This window comes from Mesobacillus harenae (assembly GCF_013343715.1).
GTDB classification, from domain to species: domain Bacteria; phylum Bacillota; class Bacilli; order Bacillales; family Cytobacillaceae; genus Mesobacillus_A; species Mesobacillus_A harenae.
Window position 1 is genome coordinate 326,877 of record NZ_JABUNR010000001.1, and the last position, 16,636, is coordinate 343,512.

Genomic DNA, 16,636 nt, shown 5'->3' on the forward strand with positions numbered 1-16,636 from the left:
CAGATAACTAAAGGATATTGTAATCTATTAAGTAGTTACTCATTAAGTGGTAACCGTTTTCAATTAACCTACTTTATTACTATTCTAAAAAAATGTTGTGGAAGCCATCTTTTATGTTTAAATGAAAAGGCTTACGCAGCAAAAAAACTAACGGGGGTTATCATCATGAATTTTCTATGGGGAGTAATGGGGATTGTTTTTATTCTAGGGTTAGCCTTATTATTATCAAACAATAGAAAGCATATTAATATCCGAACGGTTATTGGCGGCCTTGCCATTCAAATTTTCTTTGCCTTTATCGTCCTGAAATGGGAGGTTGGGCAATCAGCTTTAGAATGGTTATCTCTAAAAATCCAGGATATTATCAATTATACGAATGTGGGAATTGACTTTTTATTTGGCGGTTTAATTGGGAATGAAGAAATTGGTTTTATTTTTGCTTTTCAGGTATTAACCGTTATCATCTTCTTTTCTTCACTCATTTCTGTTCTTTATTACCTTGGAGTCATGCAGTGGTTTATCAAGATTATTGGTGGGGGGCTTTCCAAACTTCTTGGGACAAGCCAGCCAGAATCGATGTCAGCAGCAGCAAATATTTTCGTTGGACAAACCGAAGCACCTCTTGTCATACGGCCATATATTGCCTCAATGACTAAGTCAGAGCTCTTTGCTGTTATGACTGGCGGACTTGCTTCTGTCGCAGGTTCGGTCCTGATCGGTTATTCGCTGCTAGGGGTACCGCTCGAGTATCTGTTGGCGGCGAGCTTCATGGCAGCACCAGCTGGTTTGATTATTGCAAAGATTATGGTGCCAGAGACTGAGGAGGCCAAAACGGTTTCTGAGGGAGTAGAAGTGATTGAAGAAGAACAGCCTGAGAATGTTGTCGATGCTGCAGCCCGCGGAGCTTCCGACGGTTTAGGACTTGCTCTTAACGTAGGTGCGATGCTCTTAGCGTTTATTGCCTTAATTGCTCTTGTTAATGGAATCTTGGGCGGAATTGGCGGCTGGTTTGGCTTTGAAGCTCTATCGCTTGAACTAGTGCTCGGCTGGCTGTTTGCACCAATTGCCTTTATGGTTGGGGTTCCTTGGTCTGAAGCATTGCAGGCGGGAAGCTTCATCGGCCAAAAGCTTATTTTGAATGAATTTGTTGCATACGCGGCATTTGCCCCGGAAATGGCTAATTTAACAGCAAAAACAAACATTGTGGTTAGCTTCGCACTATGCGGGTTTGCGAATCTTAGCTCATTAGCAATCCTGCTTGGTGGATTGGGCAGGCTTGCTCCAAGCAGACGTCCGGATATTGCGAAAATGGGCATGCGTGCTGTTGCTGCAGGAGCGTTAGCATCGCTGTTAAGTGCTGCAATTGCTGGAATGTTATTATAATAGTAAAGACAAGAGGAGTCAGGGATTTCCCGATTCCTCTTTTTTGTTTAAACTTGGCTAAGAAGATCCACTTAGGGTGGGATATGATCACACAAACGTCGAAATGGCGTTAGGAGCTACTTTTTAGCTTGTTTTGGGCCCTCTTGATTATTGCCGTCTCCTACGTTGCTGACAGATTCAGAAATTGCATTAGAAAACTGATCAAAAGGCTCTAATGTTCCCCCATGCAATTGATTATCAGCTCCTACTTTGTTTCTTTCACTTTTCTTTACTGGATTAAAAAATCTCACCATAATAAATGACACCTCCTGCACAATAGGGTATGTAAAAATGGGGACATTTAACCTATGCATTTAGGTGTAAGGCTTTTCGGTAATTAAGCTCCAGTTAACGGCCGCAATTTAAAATGATCTAATGCATGGTTGACTTGATTAACATCATAGATTTTTCTTTCGATACAGAACTGAATAACTAAATCGTAAGTATCACTATTCGATAATGAGAAACCGGCTGAGCTTAATAGCTTGTCGGTTTCTTTTCTATCCAGCTGGAGGGCTAGGGCTAGGGCAACGATCGTCGTTTTTCTAGGCTGGTACCTTGGATTGGAACGGATTTTTGAAAAGTGTCTGCGGTCAATAGCTGCTCTTTTATAGATCTCTGCGTCACTGCATCCTTTTTCATCAATAAAACTAAACAGTACATCTTTAAGTGTTGGTTTGAGGTTTGTTTTAATAAATTCATCGAGATCACTTGGTTCGATAATCATATTAGAGTTTAATACCATGTTATCGGAAGTTTCAGCATAAAATACAAAGTCTTTCAACTGAAATTGGACGAACTCCTTCAGCTCTTCTAATAATTGTTTATCTAACATTCTGCTACCCCCGAAATTGTCGCTTTTAAGGCGACCAAAATATGGATAAATTCATTTATAATTATATCATAATCAGATTTATATAGATGTTACGGCTCTCATCAGTTTGCCTCCAGCCAACCGATGGAAACTCAAATGAAAAGGGGAGAATTGCATGGACCAATTTATTTCGTTATCGTACTCATTTTTACAAAAATACTTGCCTGCAGCTGGTGTGGAAAAAACGTTTATTCTGTTTGAACTTAACGGAAAGGGTGAGTTATCAAAACGATCACCAATCAATTTATCAGTCGTTTTAGACAGGTCAGGCTCGATGAGCGGAAAGCCCCTCTATTACTGTAAAGAAGCAACAAAGTTCATCGTCAACCAGCTTCAGGAAAAAGACCTGCTGAATGTGGTGGTTTTTGATGATCAGATTAAAACGATACTGCCTCCTCAGGAAGTAAAGCATAAGGACCTCTTAAAAAAGAAAATTGATGAAATTGATACAGGCGGGATCACGAATTTGTCTGGAGGGCTCATCAAAGGCTGCCAGCACATTCTGAACCAGAATACAGATCTGTTTGTTAACCGAGTAATCCTATTGTCTGATGGACAAGCGAATGCGGGAGTTACTGATTTTGATCATCTTATGAAAGTGGTGGACGATTACCAAACAGCAGGCGCTGTGATCAGTACGATGGGGGTCAGTGACCATTTTAACGAAGAGCTGATGGAAGGCATCGCTGAGCATGGCAAAGGGAATTACTATTTTATTAATGATGCTGAGCAGATCCCGGACATCTTTGCACAGGAGCTTGAAGGGTTATTATCAGTAGTGGCCCAGGATGTGAATTTTAAACTAAATCCTAAAATGGGTGTGCGTATTGAAAAAGTGTATGGATATATGACTGAAACCCGTGATAATAGTATCGAAATTTCTTTGGGTGACATGTTCACAAATGAGGTGAAATCCATTCTAGTTGAATTCACGGTTCCAGGAATGCCATCGGGAGTGCATGATTTATTTGACATCGAATGGTCTTTTGTTGATGTGAAGAATGGTGTAAAGGATTGCAGATCAACACTGAATATACCGGCTGAAATCACTACTGATCTGGATATGCTCTCGATTGATGTTAATGCCCATGTTGATAAACAGATCGAAATAACAAAGTCGGCGCAAAAACTTGAAGAAGCAATGCGGTTATTTGACGAAGGTAATATCGAATCTGGAAAGGAACTCCTCTTTATGCAGGCTTCCAGTATGGCAGAAAAAGCACAGGCACATAACGATTTGGAATTATTAGCTGAATCACAGGTTATTTTCAGCCAGTTGGAAAATTTTGAGTACACCAAACAAAAACGGAAAGAATTACACCAGCAAAAGTACCGCCAAATGAAACGGCGAAAGCAGGAAAACGTATTTTCTAATAAAGTACAGGAGAAGCTTAATCTTTTAAAAAAGTGGTTGAAACAAGCGGATCAGACAGTGATTTTCACTGGGGCTGGAATGAGTACGGAGGCAGGCCTGCCAGACTTTCGCTCTGCGTCTTCCGGTATGTGGAATAACATTAACCCGCTCGAACTGGCAAGCACTGAAGCAATGGAACACAACAGGCAGCAATTTATTGACTTTTATCGCCATAGGGTTGAAGGTTTGCAATCTTGCCAGCCGCACACGGGACATCGGATACTTTCCAAATGGGAAGCAGCTGGAAAGATTCAATCAATTATTACGCAGAATGTTGACGGGTTTCACCATACTGCTGGAAACCATAGAATAGAAGAACTTCATGGCACACTTAGAAGTTGCCATTGTCATAATTGTGGAAGAAGCTATCCTATTGAACGATTTATGGGAGAAGATTTAACATGCAGCTGCGGCGGCTTTATCCGTCCTTCTGTCGTATTGTTTGGAGAATCACTGCCTGAAAAAGCATTAAATCAAGCAGCTGAGGAATCTGAAGCTGCAGACTTGTTCATTGTTTTAGGATCATCTCTCAGTGTGTCACCAGCCAACTATTTCCCGATTGAAGCAAAAAGGAATGGAGCTAAGCTAGTTATTATTAATAAAGAAGAAACAGCACTGGATCCAGAGGCAGACTTAGTGATTAATGGAGAGAAGATTGGTTCGATTTTGAGGGAGTTGGATAATTAAATAGTAAACGTTTTAATGTTATTATCGGTGTTCATTTTCCGACAAAGATAGGGCTCGCTAAGGGAATTAGATATGATTTTGAAAAAATTACAAATAAGAAACCTATAAAAATACAACAGTATGTTAAGGATTTTAAGGAAAAATGGATTTAAAGATAGACAAGGTTGAAATTAAGATATTGGTATTGCACCAGCTGTTTAATGGTTCCGCAACAGGTGTTAAAATAAGAAGAAACGATCTGAGGCAGTTGATATGAGTATGCTTAATACACAATATGTAAGAAAAGTGAGTCTTAAAAGAGACGAAATATCTTCATTTAAGGAATACCCGTTTAATCTTACTAGTTTAAAGACATTAGACAAACTAAGTTTTCATCCAAAGGTCACATTCCTTATAGGTGAAAATGGTATGGGGAAATCGACTTTACTGGAAGCCGTAGCAATCGCTCTAGGATTTAATGCTGAAGGGGGTTCTTTTAATTTTAATTTTTCTACCTTTGAGTCCCATTCCACCCTTGCTGAGTATATTAAGCTTATTAGGGGTTCAGATAGGCCCAAGGATGGGTTTTTCCTGAGGGCGGAGAGTTTTTACAATGTGGCTTCTAATATAGAAGAGATGGATCAGGAAGGTAGCGGACCCCGGGTGGTTGATTCTTTTGGCGGATTGTCTCTTCATGAACAGTCACATGGAGAGGCCTTCTTTTCCACATTCCTGCATCGATTCCGCGGGAATGGAATTTACATATTGGACGAGCCGGAAGCAGCACTTTCCCCGTTAAGGCAAATGTCAATGCTGACAAGGATTGATGATTTGGTTAATGAAAACTCGCAATTTATTATTGCTACCCATTCACCCATCATTATGGCTTATCCCGATGCACTCATCTATGAATTCAGCGAAGAAGGAATATCGGAAAGAAAGCTGGAGGAAACCAATCATTACAGGATCATGCAACAGTTTTTTGATGATAAAGATAGAATGATTCATCACCTGTTAAATAAAAGTTAAGTGAGTAAAACCTGGATGTATAACTTTTTGCTTGAGGATTTCAAACTAATAAAAAATCCAGCTTAGTTTTTGACAGCTGGATTTTTTATATGGGAATGATTATAAGATTATCGTCGTACCAATTCGGAAGATTTGACTAAGGGTGCTTTGAGCATTTTTTCTACTTCGGCTGCAGCAAGTGGCGGACTATAATAATAACCCTGTCCAAAACGGCAGCCATGATTCATTAAAAATTCGGCTTGCTGCTTTTTCTCAATTCCTTCAGCAACCAATTGAAAACCTAAATTTTGCCCCATCTCTATCATGGTTTTTACCAAGGATGCTGTGTTTGCATTGATTAGAATTTCATTTATAAACGACTTATCAATTTTTACTAAGTCAATCGGCAAGTTACTTAGTACGCTTAATGAAGAATATCCAGTCCCAAAATCATCAACTGATATTTTGACACCCAACAGCTTCAATTCATGAATAATGATGGAAGATCGTTCGATATTTTGCATGACACTTTCCGTTATTTCAAGCCCAAGAGATTGTGGCGGCAATTGATGTCTTGAAAGAACCTGACGGACTGTCTCAACAAAGTTTGCATCTTCAAACTGTAGAGCTGAAACATTTACAGCCATTTTTATTCGAATTCCAGATTCGTGCCATTTTTTATTTTGTTTACATGCCTCATTAAGAATCCAACTGCCAAAGTTAGAAATCAGCCCGCTTTCTTCTACAATAGGAATAAACTCTGTTGGAGCAATAATCCCCAGTTCAGGATGTTTCCAGCGTACTAAAGCCTCAACTCCATAAATTTCTCCTGTCTCAAGTTCGAGTTTTGGCTGATATTCAAGATAAAACTCATTATTTTTAAGTGCTCTTCTTAAATTTTGTTCCAATTTGATTTTCCGATCAAGGATATCACCCTGTTCATGAATGAAAAATTGATAATTATTTTTACCTCTTTTTTTTGCTAGATACATAGCTGTATCTGCTTTAGAGCTGATTGTCTCTTTATCTTGTCCATCTAAAGGATATAAGCTTATCCCGATACTGGCTGAGGTGTAAAATTCTTTGTTTTTAATCATGAAAGGGGTTGAAAAGGCCTCGATGATTCTATCAGAAATTTCCCTGACAATTAATTCGTCAACATCCTCCAATATTATCGCAAATTCATCTCCGCCTTGACGTGATACCATATCTCCTTTGCGCACACTTTTAAGAAGCTGTTCCGAAACTTTTTTTAACAAGTCGTCACCGGCTTCATGACCCATCGTGTCATTTATGAATTTAAATCGATCTAAGTCTAGAAACATAACAGCCAATACTTGATTATGTTTTTTGCTGCGTGCCATTGCTGTTTCCAAGAATTCATTGTACATATGGCGGTTCGGCAGTCCGGTTAGAGCATCGTGAAAGGCCATAAATTGAACTTTTTCTTGATAGGCCTTTTTAGCGGTTACGTCAATCGCTACAACCATAATAGCTGGCACTCCGTTATAGTTGATTTCTTTCCCTAGCATTTCCAGATAAACAAAGCTGCCATCTGGTTTGATGATCTTATATTCTCTGTATTCATTAGGCCTTTTTTTCTCATAGATTTCTCTATTACTAGACATAATCGTTTCTTTGTCTGATGGATCAATAAAATCGAATACTGTTTTTCCTAGAATTTCTGTAGCATTTAAGCCTAGCATATTTGTTGTTGCAGGGTTAACATAGACGATCCTGTCGTTCTGGTGAATCAGGATAATGTTCGGTGAAAGCTCGACAACATTACGATAACGGCTTTCGCTCTCCTGTAGCATGGCCTCAGTCTTTTTTCTTTCTCTAATATCGACCACTACACCATTTATTTTTATAACCTCATTATTTTCCCCGAAAATAGGTGTCCCAGACATATAGACCCAAATGGGTTCTCCCTGTGCATCTAAGAAACGAGCCTCAAAATTATCTGACACACCAGCTAATACCTTTTCATAAAATTTAAATAGTAATGGGGTATCCGCTGGGTGGGAAATCTTAGTCCAAAACGAGAAATCATCGAAAAATTGCTTCACGGTATATCCAGACAACTTCTCAATTCCTTTAGAAACGTAAATCCGTTCATTAATGAGGTCATTTGACCAAATGGTCGCATCTACACTATCAAAAATATCCTTAAATTCTTCTTGTTTTACTTGTAAATCTTTTTTGTTTTTTAATAATTCTTTGTAATAAAATTGTGCTTGATCATACTGTCCGCCCATAAACCAAGCTACAATTACGGTTAGAATCGATAGAATAAGACTAATGACAATATTGGACACAGTTTCTTCTTGAAAGATATGCTGTAAATGCCATACACTCATAATTAAAAATGGCAGTGTTGCGGTTAATCTTCCTAAATACTTCATGTTTTCTCCTAACTTTTAATTCTGTTTAGTTGCAATTTTATGTACTTTTCCATGTTACTGTTTGATTGCTTACTTGTATATCACCTTTGGTTCCTATTTTCCATTATATATGGATCATTTTGTATTAGTAATATATTCCTACTAGAGACCTTTCTCTCACAAAACAGTTTTGCTTTGTTTAAATCTACTTTTACATAGTTTACCTGCTACTGTATATCCTAAAAGCAAAATGAGTTTATACAGGAGGAGTCAATGTGAACTTGGATGAAGTTATTATTGCTCGAGAGAAGATGAAGGAAGTTGTTCACACGACTCCTCTTGATTATTCAAAAACATTTAGTAATCTGTCTCAAAATGAAGTGTATTTAAAACTTGAAAACCTTCAAAAGACAGGGTCTTTTAAGGTCAGAGGGTCTTATAATAAGCTTATTAATTTGTCGGAGGAAGAGCTGAAAAAGGGAGTTGTCGCTGCTTCTGCCGGAAACCATGCCCAGGGAGTTGCGTATTCCAGTCAAATGCTTGGAATCCAATGTACGATTGTCATGCCAAAGGGGGCACCCTTAAGCAAAGTGCTCGCAACCAGGCAATATGGGGCAGAGGTAATATTGGAAGGCAATGTATTTGATGAGGCGCTAGCATACGCTTTAAAGCTAAAGGATCAAATGGGTGCGGCGTTTATCCATGCATTTGATGATGAAGCTGTTATTGCAGGACAGGGAACAGTCGGATTAGAAATTTTGGATCAGCTCCCAGATGTAGAGGCCATTATATGTCCTGTGGGAGGGGGAGGCCTCATTGCTGGAATTGCTATGGCTGTTAAGGAAAAAAACCCTCATATTTCAGTATATGGTGTACAAACTATCGCGTGCCCTAGTATGAAACAGTCTTTATTAGAAAATAAAGCTGTTATGATTGAGGCTGCGCCGACGATGGCTGATGGAATTGCTGTCAAAAAACCCGGATTGAAAACTTTTGAAATTATTAAAGATTATGTTGATGATATTTATTGTGTTGATGAAATGGAAATTGCCCGGACCATGCTGATGATTTTAGAGAGGAATAAGCTCTTGGTGGAGGGATCGGGTGCAAGCCCCCTTGCCGCACTGCTTTATAAAAAACTAAAGCTAAAAGGCAAAAAGGTTGCAGCTGTTTTAACCGGCGGAAACGTGGATGTGAATTTTATTTCGAGGATTATTGAGCGTGGACTGGTCGAGTCAGGAAGGTATGCGGTTTTCGCTTTCACTTTAAAAGATAAACCAGGCGAATTAGAAAAAGCTTTGGGTTCAATTTCTGCCTTAGATGCAAACATTCAATCCGTCAATCTTCATCACATTGGCAAGCATATTTATCCTGGATATGCGCAACTTGTTATTTCAGTTGAAACAAAGAACCATGATCACATTGAGCAGCTTTTTAAAGTACTGAAACAGAAAGGGTTTAAAGTAACTATGGAGGACTAATTTTAGGAGGTACAGGAAATTAGCAGGTAAGGCCTTTGAAACCATTGAAGGCTTTTTATTTTGTAATATAAAATAAATAGCCTAGTAATAATTCAATTGCAATATATTTTTTCATATAAATACACAGGCTCGGACATAATCTAGGCTTCGGCGGTTTAAAGACAAAGGGAAACATGGAACGGTGTATATAGAGTGGAAATTTTATGGTAATATTAACAGGGTCCATACATAAGCAAAAAAAGTTATTTTTGAATATTGTTTTGTAGTTTTTTATGAGAATAATAATCTAGTGAATAGAGGTAAATTTTTAAGTAAACTGCTAATAGTATTGCTTTTAATCATTATCACCACTTGCGAGAGTGATCCAGCACCTGAAACTGCAGCTAATGTTCAGGCACCGCCAGCGGATACAGAGACAGCTGATTTGCATGACCATCTTCTTTATTGAACTGGGACCAGGATGAGCTGGCTAAAGGATTGGATGCCATAATTGGAACAGGCTATTAAATTAGAAGGGAGAGATTTCTTATTAAAAACATTACGTTGCTGCTTTTATCCTTAATGATTACGGCCCTTTCGGCATGCTCGTCTTCGGGTGAAGCAGAACCTGCCAAAAGTCAAACTGATGTTGAAGAAGAAAACAGTGAGTCAATCGAGGTAGATAAAGGTCTGTTGAGTGTAGAGGTAACTTTGCCAGCATCCATGTTTGAGGGAGAAGATATCGAAAGTACCATTGCGAGTGCAGAGGAAGATGGGATAGAGGTAACTAAGAATGATGATGGCTCACTAACCTATAACATGTCCAAATCCAAGCACAAGCAAATGCTCCAGGAGATGGAAACTGATCTCAAAACAACTGTTGAAGAAATGAAAAACAGTGAGGAATTTACATCAATTCAAAATATCACGCATAATAATTCTTTTTCAGAATTTAGATTGGTAGTAGATAAAGCGGCTTATGAAAATAGCTTTGATGGCTTTGCTGCGTTTGGGCTAGGCTTTTCAGGAATGTTCTATCAGCTTTTTGACGGAGCAAGTCCAGATCGCTTAGAAGTTAAAATCTTGGTAGAGGATGCAGCATCGGGAGAGGTTTTTAATGAAATTGTTTATCCAGATGCTTTAGAAGAGGAAGAAGGATAGGTTCAGGCACCCGACTGGGTGTTTTTTTTATGGATAAGAAAGATGAAAATTTAGTATTGATTACTGTATAGTCCCATTTCCAAGCTAGTCTTTTCTAGAAAATACTTCCGTAACTATCTTGCTAAGAACCCATTTAGGATGGTGCCAAACGGATGAAGTCAAAGGACGGCTTCTCAATCAAAATTTACTACATTATGGACACTTAGGGCGATAATGAGAAAAATATTTCGCACGAACAAGCTGGTTTTCTAGTTCTGAAGTCGTTTGCGCTTTTATCTATGGAACAAAAGAAGAGCTTAATAAAGTATCATACTTACTAATGTTTCTATTTATCAAATTTAAAGTGTGTTTTATGAAGCTATTATATTGATATAACTAATCTAGTAGTTTTATTACCAGATCCTATACAGGTAAAAAAGATTCTCATTAAGTATCATGAAAATCTCAAACTATGAGAAATTAATTTAACTTAATTTTTTAAAAATTTAAAAAGTACTGTTGACTTTTTTGATGCAACTTAATTACAATGTATATAAGAAACACTGTTACCTATACAAAACATAACTAAAGGAGGCTGTTTTAAAACTAGACTAAGATACTATGTTCAGATCGAACAAATATAGGCCTTTACTCACATGATAAAACAAGTCTTTAATAAAAATTAATTGCAGAATAATGGGGGATGATGTTTTATGAGGAAAAATGCACTGTTAAGTTTGCTAGTTTTGTTTATTTCCGGATTTTTAATAGCCTGTAGTCAATCAGGCAGTACAGAAGAAAAGGATTCATCAGGTGGAGGCAGCGAAGGACCTGTTGAAATTCGCTTAGGCGGCGGATATGCGGCTGAAGAAACACTTTGGCTCCTTGAAATAGCAGATGAAAATATAGCTCCTAACAAAGGAAAAAGTTATACATTAAATGTTTCTCAATTTAGAGCAAATGCGGATCGACTTAATGCATATCAAGCGGGACAGCTTGATGCAGGATCTCTTGGTCAAGGGGCTGCAATGCTAGCTCACGAACAAGGAATTGACCTAAAGGTTGTTTCCGTTGTTACAAAAGACACACCAAATGTAGGGTTTAATACTGCATTTATGGCTTTGAAGGATTCAGGTATTAAGGATATAAAGGATCTTAAGGGGAAAACGATTGGTATTTCTGATTTCAAAGCACCAGCTGACTTATGGGCAAGAAATGCCTTACGATCTGCAGGATTAGATCCAGATAAAGATGTTAAGTTTGCAATCACTCCAATCCCCGCTATGACAGAGGCAGTTAAGTCTAAAAGAATTGATGTAGGGATGTTCCCGCAGCCATTCTTTGCAGAAGCGGAAGCAAGTGGGGAATTTACTACAGTTTTCACTTCAAAAACTGGGGTACCAGTAGATGAAGATTTTCTAGTTTTATTCATGGACCCTAAGTTTATTAGTGCTAATGAAAAGGCAGTTAAAGACTTCTTGGCTGATTATAAGGCTGCTGTAGATTACTACTTAGAAAATGGTGAAGAAGCTAGACAAAAGCTAATCGATGCTGGAAAGATTCAAGCAACACCTGAGGTTTACGTAGAGATGACAGATTATAACCACTCTGCTTATTTAGATGAAGAGGGATGGAAAGCTATTCAAGAAATAATGGTGGAAGACGGCTGGTTAAAGTCTAAACTTGATTTAAATGAACTTCTGGATGAGTCTTATCTGCCAGCTGAATAAACAAAATTTTGGGAGGGAGCTCTGCTTCCTCCCAAAAATAAATAATTGATATATCCTTTCAAGGAGGTTAACTAATATGAAAAACAAAATGCCTGCAATCCAAATTGAAAATCTCAGAAAAGTTTATTCATCAGGAAATGAAGATGTTCTGGCTATTCAAGATGTTAGTTTAGATATACCAGAAGGGAAATTTGTTAGCATTGTCGGACCAAGTGGTTGTGGAAAGAGTACTTTTTTACATATTGTCGGAGGCTTTATTCAAAAAACAGCTGGGACTGTAAGAATTAGAGGGAAAGAAGTTGAAAAACCCGGTCCCGATCGGGGAATGATGTTTCAAGAATCCGCTCTGTTCCCATGGAAGAACGTGTTTGATAATGTGGCATGGGGCTTAGAGGTTCAGGGAGTTCCAAAAGCCAAAAGAAAAGAGATAGTTGAGGGGTTCTTAAAGCTAGTGCGTTTATGGGAATTTAGAAATCATCTACCATCACAATTATCGGGTGGTATGAGACAAAGGGTCTCCTTGGCAAGAGTGCTGGCATTTAATCCAGATGTATTATTAATGGATGAGCCGTTCGGGGCTTTAGATGCTCAAACTAGAGAGGAAATGCAAGTCGAATTGCAAAGGATTTGGAGTGAATCACAAAAGAGTGTTTTGTTTGTCACACATGATATCGAGGAAGCTGTCTTTTTAAGTGATCGAGTGATTGTATTCTCCGGAAGGCCGGCAACTATTACTGAAATTATTGATATAAAGTTTGATAGGCCACGAGATTTGAGTTTATATAAATCAAGTCAATTTAGAGATTATCGAAATCATATTTGGGATCTTCTTCATGAGGAGCACCATAAGCCAGTAACCAGTACGTCGGAGGTCGTCAATGGATAAGAAATTTCAAAAAATAGCTGCCATCGAAATAATTGTAGTGATGTTATTATGGGAAGGATTAGCCTATTTTCAATTGATTCCCACTTACCTTTCTAGTCCAACTATTATCTTAGCTGCTATGTGGGACTTAATAAAAAGCGGAGAGATTATTTCTCATATGGGAGCTAGTCTTTACCGATCAATGTTCGGGTTCGTTGTCGTCATTATTATTGGGGTAGGCCTGGGTATTCTAGCGGGTTACTACAAAAAAATTGGCAATTTCTTCGATCCTATCATAAATGCTATCAATCCCATTCCCAAAATTGCATTACTGCCGATTTTAATGGTCTGGTTTGGGATGACGGATACGACTCGAATTTTAATTATTTTCTTAACAGCATTTTTCCCGACTTTTGTAGCAACAAGAGACGGAGTACGTTCTATGAAACAAGTGCATTTATGGGCAGCCGAAAACATGGGGGCCTCCCAGCTACAACTATTGTATAAAGTTGTGTTTCCAGGAACACTTCCCAAAATTTTTGATGGGTTAAGAGTTTCTCTCGGATTAACGTTTGTTATGATGTTTTCCTCAGAAATAATTGGTGCATCTAATGGAGCTGGACTTGGATTTTTAATCTTAAATGCTGATTTGGTTGGCAGAACAGATATCATGTTTGCTGCAGTAGCTTTTATCGCGGTATTGGGTTTTATTTTTGACCGGATTCTCTTAAAAGTTCGCAGTAAATTATTGTGGTGGGATTTGAATCAGGCTTAGTTTCCTTACCTAAGCACCAAAGTAAAGAGGTGAAAATATGTTGAAAAAAGTAGTAGATAAAGTGGTCAAGTATCAGTCAATTTTAGTTTTTTTTCTATTATGGGAAATTATTGCGTTTGTAGGAGTTTTACCTGAAAGGCTATTCCCTTCATTATTTTCCGTGTTTGGGGTGTTACTTGAAATTGTAGTTTCAGCGATTTTTTGGGATAATCTATCAATTACAATGTACCGAGTAATTGTTGGCTTTTTAATTGCTGCGGCTTTGGGTGTTCCTTTAGGGTTAATGATGAGCAGATACAATTTCTTGAACACATTGGTCCAGCCAATGCTTTCGATTGGGTATCCTATTCCAAGGGTTGCTCTATACCCTATTTTGGTTTTTATACTAGGAATCGGATCAGGCTCGAAGATTTTATTAATCACTCTTGAATGCTTATTTCCTATTGTTATAAGTACATACTATGGGGCAATGCGAGTTAATCATTTGTTTATCTGGGCTTCTCAAAATATGGGGGCTAACGATCGTAAAATGTTTTGGAAAGTATTATTGCCAGCTACAACGCCTGCAATTTTCACAGGGCTGCGAATGGCTATTCCATTAGCGTTAATTATCGCTGTTTTGACTGAAATGATTAGTTCTACTGAGGGGATCGGGTACCAATTAGTATATTTATCTTCCTCACTTGTTCAGGAGAACGTTTTGGCAATGGTCTTGTTAATAGGAATTGTTGGATATATACTTAGTAGCTCTTTAGACTTTATCCAAAACAAGTTTATTTTTTGGAAATGATTAACCTGTAAAATATTTTGCAGCTACCGATATAGAGAAAGTGCCTTAAAACTGCCAGTATTAGGCGATTAAGTTGTAGTATTAAAATGTTATTTCGATAAAAAAGAGAAGTTAGGGGGGGGAAGATGCCAGTTGTCAAAGTTAATGACTTAAGTATTTATTACGAACTCAAGGGGGTAGGAAAGCCTCTTATCATACTCCATGGCTTAGGGAACAACTCACAATCATGGAAGAAACAATTAGAAGGATTGAAAAGTAAGTTTACAGTAATTGCATGGGATGCCCCGGGATATGGCCATAGTTCTGACCCAAAGGAAGAGTATAAGGACTTTAGCCAATTTGCGGATGTTTTAGACGGGTTTATAGAGCAGCTTGGCTATCAGTCTGTTAATCTATTGGGCCACTCCATGGGTTCTGCTATTGCTATAAACTATTGTTCCCGTTACCCGCAAAAGGTGAATTCATTAATTATCGCAGATGCAACTAGAGGGGCTGCTGGATATAGTAATGAGGAAAATGAAAGAAAACTAAGAAATCGTTTGAACAATATTGAGACATTGAAACCTGAAGAAATCGCAAAGTTAAGAGTAAAGGAACTACTTGCTCCGAATCCTGATGCTGAAGTAAAGGCTGAAGCAGAAAGGATTATGTCCCAGATAAGACCAATGGGATACCGCTCGGTTGCTTATTCGCTGTTCCATTTGGATAATATGAATTCTCTTTCTTCTATTAAAATACCTACTCTAATTATTTGTGGTGAGCTTGATAAGGCAACACCGGTAAGTGAGTCACAAATCTTTCACGAGCATTTGCCTAATTCGCAGCTTGTAGTTATTCCAAAGACTGGCCATTTGTGCTACCAGGAAGACCCTGCTACTTTTAACTCCTCAATTACAGAATTTCTGAATAATTTTGAATAAAAAGAAGGAAAACTTTATTTAGGCATAGAAAATCATACTAAAATAATATAAGATTTGTAATGTGGATGATAGTAGCAGTAAGGACGTGTAAACATTGGCAAAAGCTGAAAATGAACGATATAATGCAAACTCTCTTGTAAGAGGATTAGAAATATTAAAACTGTTTAATGAAGAGAAACCGACATTATCATTAGTAGAAATCGCAAAAGAACTTGATGTTAGCCGGACCGTTCCATACCGGTTATTATATACTCTCCAAACAATGGGATACTTGCATCAGGATGAAGACACGAAGCGTTATAATCTAACTCCCAAGGTTCTTGAATTGGGCTTTGCATTCTTGAGCAGCTTAAAACTGCCAGAAATAACGCAGCCTTACCTAGAAGAATTAAGAGATATAACTGGAGCATCATGTCACTTATCCATATTAGATGATCATGAAGTGGTCTATGTTGGGAGTGCTCCAGTAAGAGGAGTATCTGCAATAAATGTGAATATTGGACTTAGAATTCCTGCACATGCTGTAGCAAACGGTAAACTATTGCTTGCTTTTCTGCCAGTCGATAAATTAAATCATATTATTTATGGATCTCAATTAAAGTCATATACAGAAAAAACACAGACCGACATGGCTGCTTTTTTGGAAGAATTAAATACTATCCGAGAACAAGGATATTCGATTTCCAAAGGTGAGTTTCACCACGGCATCCAGTCTGTTGCTGCACCTATTTTCGACAGCAGTGGTAAAGTGATGGCTGCTATTAATGTCGTGGCAACAGAAGAAACATTTCATCAGGAATTTATTGAAAATGTTGCTCTTCCGAAAGTATTAGAAACCTCTAATAAACTTTCTGGTTTTATGGGTCACTCTTTTAATCGGAGATAAAATCAGATATAAACTTTAATTTAACAGTTAAGTACAAGAACACCCGCCTGTAGATGTAAGAAATCCAGGGTGTTCTTTATTTTTGCCATTTACTCAACGATTAGATCGTTAGTGGCTGATAATTTTCAAATGTTTCATTGCATAAAGAAGAAACTCGGTTGAAGCGATTAGATAGTAAGGTGCGAACTTCTATCTAAAGAAGAAAGAATTGATAGAACTAGGTAAGGTGAAATTAAAATTTTAGTGTTGACGTAGTTATCTAAAGATTATAAAATTTTAGAAAATATGTTTTTTATATAAAA

Annotated in this window: 15 protein-coding genes and 1 pseudogene; 13 read left to right on the forward strand and 3 right to left on the reverse strand. The window is 37.9% G+C overall.

The features are described 5' to 3' along the window. The first annotated feature begins 165 nt into the window (after positions 1–165). The gene (locus tag HRJ06_RS01510) at positions 166–1,383 is read left to right on the forward strand and encodes a NupC/NupG family nucleoside CNT transporter (RefSeq protein ID WP_174727671.1); all 1,218 of its coding nucleotides are present in this window, start codon (positions 166–168) and stop codon (positions 1,381–1,383) included. 116 nt (positions 1,384–1,499) lie between these two features. Here the strand turns inward: HRJ06_RS01510 and HRJ06_RS01515 are convergent, their stop codons facing one another. Then, positions 1,500–1,676, reverse strand: coding sequence for a hypothetical protein (locus HRJ06_RS01515; protein ID WP_174727674.1), 177 nt, complete (start codon positions 1,674–1,676; stop codon positions 1,500–1,502). Positions 1,677–1,759: 83 nt separating this feature from the next. Further along, positions 1,760–2,257 (reverse strand): hypothetical protein, encoded by a 498-nt coding sequence (locus HRJ06_RS01520; protein WP_174727677.1) that lies wholly within the window; start codon positions 2,255–2,257, stop codon positions 1,760–1,762. A 154-nt stretch (positions 2,258–2,411) separates the two neighbouring features. Between HRJ06_RS01520 and HRJ06_RS23150 the strand changes: the two are divergent. From HRJ06_RS23150 to HRJ06_RS01530, 3 genes and pseudogenes are all read left to right on the forward strand, one after another. After that, positions 2,412–3,038: pseudogene (locus HRJ06_RS23150) on the forward strand (vWA domain-containing protein); the annotation flags it as partial. A 597-nt stretch (positions 3,039–3,635) separates the two neighbouring features. Further along, on the forward strand, positions 3,636–4,397 hold the full coding sequence (locus HRJ06_RS23155; RefSeq protein ID WP_277874648.1) for an NAD-dependent deacylase: 762 nt from the start codon (positions 3,636–3,638) through the stop codon (positions 4,395–4,397). Between the two features lie 258 nt (positions 4,398–4,655). Then, on the forward strand, positions 4,656–5,405 hold the full coding sequence (locus tag HRJ06_RS01530) for an AAA family ATPase (RefSeq protein ID WP_174728129.1): 750 nt from the start codon (positions 4,656–4,658) through the stop codon (positions 5,403–5,405). 107 nt (positions 5,406–5,512) lie between these two features. Here the strand turns inward: HRJ06_RS01530 and HRJ06_RS01535 are convergent, their stop codons facing one another. Then, positions 5,513–7,789, reverse strand: a complete 2,277-nt coding sequence (locus HRJ06_RS01535; RefSeq protein ID WP_174727683.1) for a bifunctional diguanylate cyclase/phosphodiesterase — start codon at positions 7,787–7,789, stop codon at positions 5,513–5,515. 290 nt (positions 7,790–8,079) lie between these two features. Between HRJ06_RS01535 and ilvA the strand changes: the two genes are divergently transcribed. The 9 genes from ilvA (at position 8,080) to HRJ06_RS01580 (ending at position 16,334) form a co-directional block, all read left to right on the forward strand. After that, complete coding sequence (ilvA, locus tag HRJ06_RS01540; protein ID WP_174728132.1) at positions 8,080–9,249, forward strand: threonine ammonia-lyase; 1,170 nt, start codon at positions 8,080–8,082, stop codon at positions 9,247–9,249. A gap of 289 nt (positions 9,250–9,538) precedes the next feature. After that, positions 9,539–9,697, forward strand: coding sequence for a hypothetical protein (locus HRJ06_RS01545; protein ID WP_174727686.1), 159 nt, complete (start codon positions 9,539–9,541; stop codon positions 9,695–9,697). 113 nt (positions 9,698–9,810) lie between these two features. Continuing rightward, a complete protein-coding gene (locus HRJ06_RS01550) occupies positions 9,811–10,389 on the forward strand; it encodes a hypothetical protein (protein WP_174727688.1) in 579 nt (192 codons plus the stop codon). A 692-nt stretch (positions 10,390–11,081) separates the two neighbouring features. Next, a complete protein-coding gene (locus HRJ06_RS01555; protein WP_174727691.1) occupies positions 11,082–12,098 on the forward strand; it encodes an ABC transporter substrate-binding protein in 1,017 nt (338 codons plus the stop codon). Positions 12,099–12,174: 76 nt separating this feature from the next. Next, positions 12,175–12,984, forward strand: a complete 810-nt coding sequence (locus tag HRJ06_RS01560) for an ABC transporter ATP-binding protein (protein ID WP_174727693.1) — start codon at positions 12,175–12,177, stop codon at positions 12,982–12,984. Next, positions 12,977–13,738: an ABC transporter permease gene (locus tag HRJ06_RS01565; RefSeq protein WP_174727695.1), complete on the forward strand. Its 762-nt coding sequence runs from the start codon at positions 12,977–12,979 to the stop codon at positions 13,736–13,738. Before HRJ06_RS01560 ends, HRJ06_RS01565 begins: the two co-directional genes overlap by 8 nt. Before the next feature lie 37 nt (positions 13,739–13,775). Then, on the forward strand, positions 13,776–14,528 hold the full coding sequence (locus tag HRJ06_RS01570) for an ABC transporter permease (RefSeq protein WP_174727697.1): 753 nt from the start codon (positions 13,776–13,778) through the stop codon (positions 14,526–14,528). Positions 14,529–14,653: 125 nt separating this feature from the next. Continuing rightward, entirely contained in the window at positions 14,654–15,448 is a 795-nt protein-coding gene (locus HRJ06_RS01575; protein WP_174727699.1) for an alpha/beta fold hydrolase, read from the forward strand. Between the two features lie 94 nt (positions 15,449–15,542). Next, positions 15,543–16,334: an IclR family transcriptional regulator gene (locus HRJ06_RS01580; protein WP_174727701.1), complete on the forward strand. Its 792-nt coding sequence runs from the start codon at positions 15,543–15,545 to the stop codon at positions 16,332–16,334. The last annotated feature ends 302 nt before the right edge of the window (positions 16,335–16,636 follow it).